This is a genomic window from Streptomyces sp. NPDC001933, from assembly GCF_042890955.1.
Taxonomy (GTDB): domain Bacteria; phylum Actinomycetota; class Actinomycetes; order Streptomycetales; family Streptomycetaceae; genus Streptomyces.
This window is the reverse complement of the sequence record NZ_JBIASS010000068.1, coordinates 1-9392: the sequence shown is the minus strand read 5'-3', so window position 1 is coordinate 9392 and position 9392 is coordinate 1. Positions and strand designations below refer to the sequence as shown.

General features: G+C 65.2%; 9 protein-coding genes. All 9 read right to left on the bottom strand.

What is annotated here, in order from left to right:
* Positions 1–490: 490 nt before the first annotated feature.
* Entirely contained in the window at positions 491–856 is a 366-nt protein-coding gene (locus ACFYY7_RS44305; RefSeq protein ID WP_388671809.1) for a hypothetical protein, read from the bottom strand.
* On the bottom strand, positions 853–2070 hold the full coding sequence (locus ACFYY7_RS44300) for a recombinase family protein (protein ID WP_388671806.1): 1218 nt from the start codon (positions 2068–2070) through the stop codon (positions 853–855). The genes ACFYY7_RS44305 and ACFYY7_RS44300 overlap by 4 nt, the downstream gene beginning before the upstream one ends.
* Before the next feature lie 135 nt (positions 2071–2205).
* Positions 2206–2817, bottom strand: a complete 612-nt coding sequence (locus tag ACFYY7_RS44295; RefSeq protein WP_388671803.1) for a hypothetical protein — start codon at positions 2815–2817, stop codon at positions 2206–2208.
* Between the two features lie 286 nt (positions 2818–3103).
* Positions 3104–3691, bottom strand: coding sequence for a hypothetical protein (locus tag ACFYY7_RS44290; RefSeq protein WP_388671800.1), 588 nt, complete (start codon positions 3689–3691; stop codon positions 3104–3106).
* A gap of 184 nt (positions 3692–3875) precedes the next feature.
* Entirely contained in the window at positions 3876–4730 is an 855-nt protein-coding gene (locus tag ACFYY7_RS44285) for a hypothetical protein (protein WP_388671797.1), read from the bottom strand.
* Between the two features lie 1011 nt (positions 4731–5741).
* On the bottom strand, positions 5742–6251 hold the full coding sequence (locus ACFYY7_RS44280; protein WP_388671794.1) for a hypothetical protein: 510 nt from the start codon (positions 6249–6251) through the stop codon (positions 5742–5744).
* 472 nt (positions 6252–6723) lie between these two features.
* On the bottom strand, positions 6724–7989 hold the full coding sequence (locus tag ACFYY7_RS44275; RefSeq protein ID WP_388671791.1) for a hypothetical protein: 1266 nt from the start codon (positions 7987–7989) through the stop codon (positions 6724–6726).
* A gap of 206 nt (positions 7990–8195) precedes the next feature.
* A complete protein-coding gene (locus ACFYY7_RS44270; protein ID WP_388671788.1) occupies positions 8196–8732 on the bottom strand; it encodes a hypothetical protein in 537 nt (178 codons plus the stop codon).
* On the bottom strand, positions 8729–8962 hold the full coding sequence (locus ACFYY7_RS44265; RefSeq protein ID WP_388671786.1) for a hypothetical protein: 234 nt from the start codon (positions 8960–8962) through the stop codon (positions 8729–8731). Before ACFYY7_RS44265 ends, ACFYY7_RS44270 begins: the two co-directional genes overlap by 4 nt.
* Positions 8963–9392 lie beyond the last annotated feature (430 nt).

Here is a 9392-nt window from a genome sequence, read left to right as displayed (position 1 = left end):
AACAGTAAGACTGAATCAAGCCCCAAAGCACGGCGCTGACCAGCAAAAACACCACACCAAACAGTCCCTGAACCGGTGACAGGAAACACAGATGCCAGACAACGCCCACACCACCAACCTGCTGGCCCCGCACACACACAAGGACCACACACACAATCCAGACGGACCACACCCAGCCACAGCCACAGCCACAGCCACAGCCACAGCCACAGCGATCCTCCTGACACACGCTGAGGGCTTCGCGATGCGTTCAGGCGGTGATGTACCGCCTTGCGGTGTGAGAGGAGAGGCCGAACAGACGCATCAGGTGAAGCGGGTCGTCTACCTGGAATGCCTCGTCGCGGATCCGATCCTGCCGCAGCGTCGGCATTGTGAGTCCGGGCGGCCGAGCACGCAGATAGCCCCGGACGAACCGGGGCTATCTCCGTGCCGCCGAGCAGCAGCATTCAATTACGGTGCGGTGCCTGGGCGGGGCTGGTGGTGCGAAGCCTCAGTGTGAGTCCGCCGGCGGCGGCGAATCCGGCGCTCGTTCGGCAAGGAGCTGCTTCACCTGACGGATCGGCACTCGTGTCGCCTGGGCGATGTCACTCAATGTTGTCTGTCGCAGGGCCATGGCGGCCACTGCCTCGTTCAAGGCCGCCGTGTAGGCGTTCTCGGCGGCCCGAAGGGCTTCCAGCTCCGGTGATGTCGGGGTGATAGTGACCTCCGCGGTCACGCCTACGAGTGCGAGTCCCTGCTGGGTGTTCTCGCGCGTCTTCTTCAGTGTCCGCCCGGTCCCATATACCCCGTGCTCGAGGACGTGCACCAGCCACGTCCGATTGAGCCTGCTGGCCAGACACTCGATGGTCTCGCTCATGCTGCATTCTCCAGATCTCCGATGATCTGCTGCACGACCGTGTCCGGGATGGGGGTGGGAAGGGCCACCTGCCGGCCCCCGATCCGGTACAGCGTGTGTGTGTCGTTGCTGCCGACGACGGTGACGGTGAGGCCCCGCCGACGGGCCGCAGCGCGGATACGCATCAGTGCGCCGCCCTCCTGCGCCCCCGTGCGTAGACTTTCGGTGACCTGCTGGGCCTGCTTCCACTCCTCCAGGCTCACCACGGGTTCATGCACGATCCTCGACGACCACACCCACTCAGAGACAGGATTCAGCCTGGAAAACCCGGGCCGGCCGGTTCGGGCCGCCTTCCGGTTGTACACCTGATAGCCCGCGAGCTTCGGATTCGCAATCAGGCCCTCTACCCGGGTGTGCGTCCACCGGCCCTCGATCGGATACCGGTCGGGTTCCGACGCCAGAATTGCGATGATGTCCGCGGACTTCAGGTGCTCTTCACGTCGCAGACGGCACAGCTCCCTGGCTGCATCGAACCGGCGTGAGTCGGGATGGCGAGCAAGTTTATGCCGCGGCCGGTCAGCGCCGAACCGCCCTCTCTCCCGCACTGGGGCGTTCTCGTCAATCACCCTGATGTATGGGTACGGCGCGTATCCGTGGTTCCAGCCGTTGATGGCGTGCTGGATCTGCCCGCCCATCGAATTCTCCAGCAGAACTGTCCGGTAGATCTCTGCGTCGACCTGGCTGGATCGCCGCGCGCGCAGGCGTCCCGATTCGGTGCCGCCGACTGGTTCGTTGGCGTACACCACTTCCACCCCGATTTTGCCCAGTTCGTGTTCCACGATGAGGCTGGTCAGCATGGCCCGTGCCACGCGGTCTGCGCGTTCGGCCAGGACATGGGTCACGCCCAGGTGCTCGGCCCGGTCGACGAGGTCTTGGAGTCCGCCGGCCCGGGGAATGGGGACGGCAAGCGCGTCGTACATTTCCTGCGATCCGAGGCTTCGCAGCTCCGGGGGGAGCATTCCGGACTCGACGTCCCAGAAGTACGCGACAAACTCCTCGCCCTTCTCGAGGCGTTGGGAGGCGAGGGCAACCTGCCTCGGTATGGACGAGGCGGGATCTTGGTTGTCCTTGGTGGAGACGCGGCCGCAGAATGCCGTGCGGCGGGGACGCAAGGCCGTCCGCTCGAAGCCTTCCAAGTCTGTGAGGTCGATCGGCGGTCCGAACTGGGTGGTCATGGCACTCCTATGGGTTGAAGGTCCGGCTGGGCGGAGGCGGGCAGGGTGTGCGTCGAGGGCCTTCCGTGCCCGTTCGCGGGCGGTTGGTGCTGTGTCTGGTGGCATCCGGGCAATCTCATGGCTCCGTCTGCTTGGTCAGTGGGGGGAGTCGCTGAGCTCCTCGCGCAGCCAGCGCAGATGGGCACTCAGCCCATGGACGACCGCGTGAGGCTGCTCCTGCTCCTCGCGGAACTCACGGAGCAGTTGTTTCTCGATGACGTCGAGTTCCTCGTCAGTAGTGGCACGGGTGATGCCTGCATCGTCTGCACTCCAGGGGCTGCCGATGCTGTCCATGTCCCAGACTGGGAGAATGTCCTGGTTGTGTTCCGTGGCGTCGATGGTCTCGCAGCGCACGGTGATCAGGCCGTACGCCTCATCTGCGTCGTCCGTGATGAGCCGGCCAACATAGTTTTCGCCGTCCCACTCGATGGTGGCGCCATCGAGGACGCGCTGAGCGAGGGGCGCAAGCTCCCGAAGCAGCTCGTTCGCGGCCTCCCCATTCAGGACGGGGATCGCCCACTGTCGGTCAATGCCGGAGGCGACCTCTACCGGTCGGCCGGGACCGACAAGGGAGTCGTATGAGGCGAGGAAGACACCGTCCGCAAGACCAAGCTCGATGTAGGCAGGCTGCGGCGCTGACGCGTGTATATAGCGGCAGAACAGGGCATCAGGTGCAGTGCAGCGACGGATGTTCAAACGGATGCTCACGAGGTGCTTCTCCTGCGGAGTAGTGATGAACCCCGGGGCCGGACGACCGGCCTCGGGAACAAACCGAAAGCTACGGTCTCGTCCGGCCTCTGCGACGACCCGTGACCAGCCAAAACACGCACTACCGGGTGAAGTTCGGGGTTGAACGGCCCGTGAACGCTGCGTGGTCACGGGACGGAAGGCGTGCGGTCTGGCAGGGTTCCCAGACTCGCCTCGCCGTGAGTGACTGGGGACTCACCTCCGCCAGGGTGGGTCTGGCGGTACCTGCCACTCGGGACGGCGCCGATCAGAACGGCGGGCACCCGCACGTCGCAGTCGGGCACACGCGGTCGTCGCCTTCAGGGCAGCGCGGTGCGTTCGCCTTCGCGGCGGCGGCCGCAGTTTCTTCGGCCTGTCGTCCGGCATGACGCTGGTGCCCGCGTACGTGCCTGGCCAGCGCATTCGCGGCCTGGACCGCAGATGTGTCGGCTCCGCCGTGGTGCCACGTCGTGCAGCGCTCGTCTGCATAGTCCGCAAGGGGGCCCAGCAGGCTTTCAGGGACCTCGATTCGGGCGTGTGGGCTGCGCCCTTGCAGAAGATTCTCCACTCCGTGCAAGAGGGTGCGGACGGCTTCGGGGGCGGCCTGCGGTGCGGCGGCGTGCATCTCCAGGAAGATGCCCGGGATCCGGACCTCCGGCCCGCGTTCCGGCTCTGCGTCATCCCAGTCGTCCCAGTCGTCCCACTTGTCCCAGTCGTCCCAGCAGTACGGGATACGTATATCCACGTATGGCTCGGGCACGTCGTCCCGGCCGATGCGAGTTCGGTCGTCTTCCCACTCCTGGGCGGCATCTTCCGGGGTAAAGGCCTCAGGCAGTTCATAGAGGGGTTCACTCATAATCGAATCTCCTCAGCGATGACGTTGATGACACAAGCCCGGGATCTCGGACCGTGGTGAACGCTACGAGTGATGTGGGTGTTCGCGACAAGCTCTGACCTGCAAAAACGCCGCGCTCGGTGGTGGGAGCCCTGGCGAGGGCCGGGGCGCCGCGTTCGCCCCGGCCGCGCGGGTGTGGTTTGGGTCAGTGGGCGGTGTAGGCCGTGAGGGCGCCGTAGGCAGTGGCAACGGACGCGTTACGTATCCATACGGCAGCCCATGTCCGGGCTCCCGTGTCGGAGACCGCGACGGCGTGCCGGATGGTGACCGCTCCGGACGGGTCGGTCAAGTTGGTATACCGGGGGTCGTTGCTGATGGTGTGCTCGGCAGTAAGTCCCGGGACCACGGCGGCGAGCTCGCGGACCTGGTCGGGCAGGTGATCAGCAACGGGTACGGGTGCGTAGACGCGGGGTATGGCGGCCGCTGCGATACGTCCGGCATGGAGGGCGTCCAGGTGTGAAATGCGGATCTCTACCCGTGTGCTGTCGTCCCCCTTCGCTGTGATGGTGACGTGGAAGGGGCGGTGCTCGCCATCCCGGTACGTGTGCTCAGTGGCCCGGGAATTGAAGCGTTCGGACTTGTAGTCCATGGTGAGGCGGTAGTTGCTGCCCTGGGCTTCGACGGGAAGGTTGGCAGCACGCAGGGGCAGAGACAGCACGCGAAGCCCTGCAAGGGCGTCTGCCCGTCCGAAGTGAGGCAGGAGCTGCGTGCGGATGGTGTCGGTGGTCTTGCCTACGGTGCGGGCGTGGTCAGCGGTCATCGGAACGTCTGCGGTGATGGTCTCCAACGGGGAGCGCGGGTTGATGCTGACGGCGACATGGACCGTCAGACGGATGTGGCCGATGTGGTCCTCCATCATGATGCGGAGTCCGATGGGGTGTACCACGAGTGCACTGCTGAGGATCGCCTCAGTCCTCCAGTCAGGGCCGAGCTCCTTCGCGGTGTCTTCGGCGAGACGGCGGACATGGGTGGGGACCATCGACAGGTCATCGTTCAGCATGGGGTGATTCCTCATCATCGATAGGACAGGCGGCCCCGGGCCGCGCGCCACAGGCGCGGCCTGGGGGTGGGAGTGCGGCTCGACTGCGAAGCCAAAAACGGATCCACACAACCCCGGTCTGAGCGGCGGGACGGGTTCGGCGAGGCCGAACGCGCGGCTCCTCATCGGCCGTGGGTATTCGTAGCTGGCTGTAGGGGGTGCGGTACGCGCGTGGGGTGGAGGATTACCGGCTCCCCCCGGCACGAACAACACTACGGCTCGAAGGCGGCGCAGAGCGCAGCGCTGACCAGCCGAAACGCTGCACCGGAAGAGGACGCGGCGCCAAGCCTCCTTCTGTTGCTTCGGTTCATCGATGCGAGCTGGCGGTGGCGTTGGGTGCGGTGCAACCGGCCGGGCACAGAAAGGGTGACCGGCCTCCGATTGGGCACGGACTGCGTTCGTGCCGCTGACTGTCGTGCGATGGTCGTCAGAATCGTTGCTTAGGTGATCTCCGCGCACAGGACTCTCCCGGACTTGGCTCCGATGGTGATCGAGCCGAACAGGCTGTGGTAGCGCGGGCCGTTGAGCGTGATTTGGCGGGCGTTTCCGCGCGTCTGCTCGCGGTGTACGCCACACCTGTGGCCGGCTGCATGAAGGCATCCCCACGCGGAGCTCATTCGCGTGATTCCCGGATGTCTATCCAGGTGTAGCGGTGCCTGCTCGCTTCGCTCAGTCCGCTCGGGGGTCAGGATGTGAGTGCGATGTCCCATGTCGGTCGCGGAGCCCGCGACCGACATCGCTGTACTTGGCCGCGGCTTCCATGGCCCCGTCCGCGTTGAGGGTACCTATCCAGTTCCGGCTGATGCCCGTCGTGACGGTGCCGGCCGGGCACTGGTGCTCCCGTGTTTACGGGGCGCCTGTGCCAGCCACGCGCGTGCTGTGGGGCTGTGGGTGAAAGAGGCTGTTGTGCGCGGCTGATGGTTGGCCGCCCCAGGATGGGAAGTCCGTTTGTGGGGCGGCTGTCCTTCTCAGTTACTGGTTGTCGGGGCGGGCGTCATCAATGGCAATGGCTTCGGTGACGCGCTGGATCTTTCGACGGATGCGGGTCGCGGCGTCTACGGCTGACTCGGGGTGCTGGGTGCATGCGATCTGATCCTCGATGTAGACGAGGCGTTCGCGCAGTTCGCTGATCTGGGCAGCGAGGTGCGAGCTGGCGGGTAGGCGGAAGGCGGCGAGGGAGGCTGTGAGCGCGCTGCAGTCCCTGGCCAAGTTGGGGATGGAGGAGATGTAGATGGTGTGCCAAGCAGAGCCATCGCCAGGATGGGCGTAGTGGCGCGCCCACAGCCCCTGGTGGTCAGCGACCTCGTAGTGGAGGTGACCCTTTCGGTCGCTTATCCAGATCTCTCCTGGCAGGTCGTCCTTGCGGAGCACGAACGCTCCATAGGAAGAGACTGTTTCCCTGTACTGAGTGGTGAGGTCGGCGGCTTTCAGCGCCTTCTCAATCTCGGCTGCGGCTGATTCGGGGCGTGAGGTGGTGAGCACGAAGTGCCTCCGGGGCGTTTGTGACGGCCAAGTCCGGTCGGGTTCCCCGACGGGTGCTGTCCTTGCTGTACCGGAAAGCTACTGCGGAACGGGCTCAACGATAGGGTCGTTGACCTGCGGAAAGAGCCGGTTGAGGTGTTCGGCTCTTTGTGTGTGGGCGCACTTTGGTCCTTGGGCTGTGCGAGTGCCTTGCGTTGGTACTGGGGCGCGTCCGCCGTGCCCGGTGTGCCCGGGAACGGCGGCCGCGGGGAGGTAGGGGGCGGCGGCCCCCGAGGCGGGCCGCCTCTTTGCATCAGGCGTGGAGCGGTTGGTCTCGTCGGTTCTCTCACATGGCGGTGATGCCCCCGCGGTGGGCGCAGAGGTCGGTGTGCGTCCTGCAGTGTCTGTCGTCATGCGCGTTCGATAGTGGTCCGGGAGTCGGGTCTGCGGCCGGGCGCCGCCGGGCGCGATTGGCCCAGCGGCGTGAACTGGTTCACGAACCGAGGTCCATCGGGAGTGTGTTGGTTCCCAGTACCCGGTCCCAGCGGTCGCTGAAGTGCGCTCTCTCCTTGTCTTCGATTCCGGCCGGAGCCGCGACGAGGAGTCCTTCAGCGGTGGGGTAGGTGGTGCCTGGTTCGTGGGTGAGGGCTCGAGAGATGCCCTCCTTGGCAACCGCGGTCGTGCCGGCCTCGTGGGCAAGGCGGTGAAGGTACTGCTCGATGGCGTCGCGCGGTCCTATGGCCATGGTGCGCGTTGAGCGCCAGCAGGTGCCCTTGCGCGTGGTGTCGCGGCACCCTGGGAGCGGGGTGGTGCAGGTCGTGGCGTGCTGTGCCCTGCAGGTGTCACTTCGACGGGCGAAGAAGACTCTTCGCACGTTGTAGACAGCCCAGGGGCTCTCGTCGAGGAGCTGTTCGTAGGCGGACAGGGCTGTTTCGTTTCCGTCGTCGGCGAGGAGGGCTTTGAGTGAGGTGTCTCGATAGAGGGTGGAGCGGGGGTTGAGGGCCATGGCTCGGTGTTCGAGCAGCAGGACCTTGGCTGTGACTTGGGGGAAGGTCCGGCACCGTTCGAGGTGCTTGTCCCTTGAGGCCATGGTCACAGGAAAGCAGCAGAGTGCACAGTAGCTCTTGGGCCACTCGCTCACGCCGAACGTCTCCTGAAGGAAGGACTGCAGGCGCGTGCGGTCCCAGCCCCATTCGATCAGCGGGTACCACGGGCGGCGGGTTGGTGAGGCGTATTCGGTGTCGCGTTCGGATCTGCCGGTTTCGGTGGCCTCGAAGCCGATCGCGTGCCGGTAGATCGCGTCGCCGAACTCGTCTGCGACCCAGCGGTCGATCACGCTTCCTTTGGCTCGTATTGAGCAGATTCGCTTCTTGTTGGCGTACTGCGGGAGCGTGCCCGTGGGGATGTACTCGTCGCTCAGTGCCCAGGGGCCCCGGCGGTGAAGGTGATGGGGTTGCCGGGTGTCGGAGAGAACGACGTATCCCGCTGCGTCGGACTGCCCTGCGCGGGCGAGCTGGACCAGTCGGACGTTGTAGCGGCGCAGAAGCGGCAGTACGTGGCTTTCGGCGAGGTCGTAGGTGTCCGGCCATTCCTCGCCTGTGTGGCTGGTCACGATCACTAGGTCGGAGAGGTCTTCGCGCAGACCGTAGGAGGTGGGGTCCTCGCACAGGACCGCGATTACGGCGGTGGAGTCTGCCCCCAGGCCCCAGGAGAGGAGGGTCCATTCAGGCGCAGGCCCGGGTCCGGTCGGTGAAAGCATTTCGTGGGCCTTTCGTCGCATGTGCTACCGCTGGACGTGTGCGGTGTCCGTGGGTGATGGCGACGAAGTTACGACCTCTTCATTGCTTTGATCACGACTCTGACCTGCGATTATGTGTACGCAATGGTGCTTGGCTGCGATTCGGCGGATACGTGGACGACGCCCGCGGTTTGTGCGTTGCGGGCGTCGTCTCGGGCAGTGCGAGTTCAGTTTCCTTGCGTGCTGGAAGCCATTTCGGCGATCAGTTCCATGGTCTGTTGCTGACCGCACTTATCCAGGAGGTAGCCGAGTTGGGTGGGTGTTCCGTCGTTGTTGGTCTGCGCCGCCTCAGCGGCTGCGACATCGTGTACGGCTTCTGACAGGTCAGTCCAGTCGATGCCGCGCTTTTGTACGTGGCCGGCCAGCCATGTGAGGGCGGCCGCCACGTCTTGAGCTTTGGTGGCGCCTGGTGCGGGTGCGAAGGTCTCCACGACGCGGCAGTGTTCGCCGGGCTCGGCATCGTCCAGGCAGTTGCAGTTCGGTGTGTGGTGCTGCAAGAGGTGCACGTAGCAGATGCCGGAGGTGCCGAACCTGCTGTTCATATAGGCGAGCTCGCGCCGGGCCCGGTCGAGCAGTGCCCGGGTGGAGTCGGCGTCGGCCAGGTTGTCGGCGAAGCCGTCCCAGCCATAGGCGATGCCGTCGCGCTCTGCGTACAGGCTGTATGTGGGTTGCTGACACTGACACTGTGCGGAACATGTCTTCATGGAAACGGTCTCCAGTTCTGGCGAGTTGTTGGATCGTGCATTTCGTCGTCGCGGCGGAAGATTGTCCCGCATTGGTTGTGGTTGCAGCGCAGGGCCCTGTCGACGACGTGCAGGTTGGTGTGTGGATTCCAGAAGGTTTCCTGCCAGGATTCGATGTCGGTGCCGCCGCACCGGGGACAGTGTTCTTCACCGCCATCCGGTTCGGCCGCTGCTTGGGGGTGGGTTGTCATGGACGCCCTGTCGGTGGTTGGCCGTGCGGCGCGATGTGGGTATTGGGGCCACGCGGTCACCAGGACGGTGAGTACCGTATAGAGGGCACGCGCTGTACGGGGCGGTGGTGACCTGCGTTGATGCCTTTGGGTGTGCGTCGAGCTCGGCGTGATCCTGTCTGCCGTTGGCGGTACGCGGGTGCTTGACGGGCGTACGCGAGCCCCGTACGCCATGTTCGACGGCGTACGGGGCTTGGAGGGTCTGTGGCCCTCGGCCCTCGAAGCAGCTACTCGGTGGGCAGTCCGGACACGCAGGCGCGTAGCTGGGTGGTGATCTCAGAGATGGTGGCTAGCTGGGCGGATTCAATCGGTCGTCGCAACACCTCGTGATCAGCGAGGTGTGGGATGGTTCGTCGTCAGCAGGCAGCTGATCGGGCGATTCGGCCAAAGT

What these genes read in the sequence shown, in the direction of transcription:
- ACFYY7_RS44305 (WP_388671809.1), bottom strand. Translation starts at nt 856, where the DNA reads ATGAGCGAGACCATCGAGTGTCTGGCCAGCAGGCTCAATCGGACGTGG.
- ACFYY7_RS44300 (WP_388671806.1), bottom strand. Translation starts at nt 2,070, where the DNA reads ATGACCACCCAGTTCGGACCGCCGATCGACCTCACAGACTTGGAAGGC.
- ACFYY7_RS44290 (WP_388671800.1), bottom strand. Translation starts at nt 3,691, where the DNA reads ATGAGTGAACCCCTCTATGAACTGCCTGAGGCCTTTACCCCGGAAGAT.
- ACFYY7_RS44285 (WP_388671797.1), bottom strand. Translation starts at nt 4,730, where the DNA reads ATGCTGAACGATGACCTGTCGATGGTCCCCACCCATGTCCGCCGTCTC.
- ACFYY7_RS44275 (WP_388671791.1), bottom strand. Translation starts at nt 7,989, where the DNA reads ATGCTTTCACCGACCGGACCCGGGCCTGCGCCTGAATGGACCCTCCTC.
- ACFYY7_RS44270 (WP_388671788.1), bottom strand. Translation starts at nt 8,732, where the DNA reads ATGAAGACATGTTCCGCACAGTGTCAGTGTCAGCAACCCACATACAGC.
- ACFYY7_RS44265 (WP_388671786.1), bottom strand. Translation starts at nt 8,962, where the DNA reads ATGACAACCCACCCCCAAGCAGCGGCCGAACCGGATGGCGGTGAAGAA.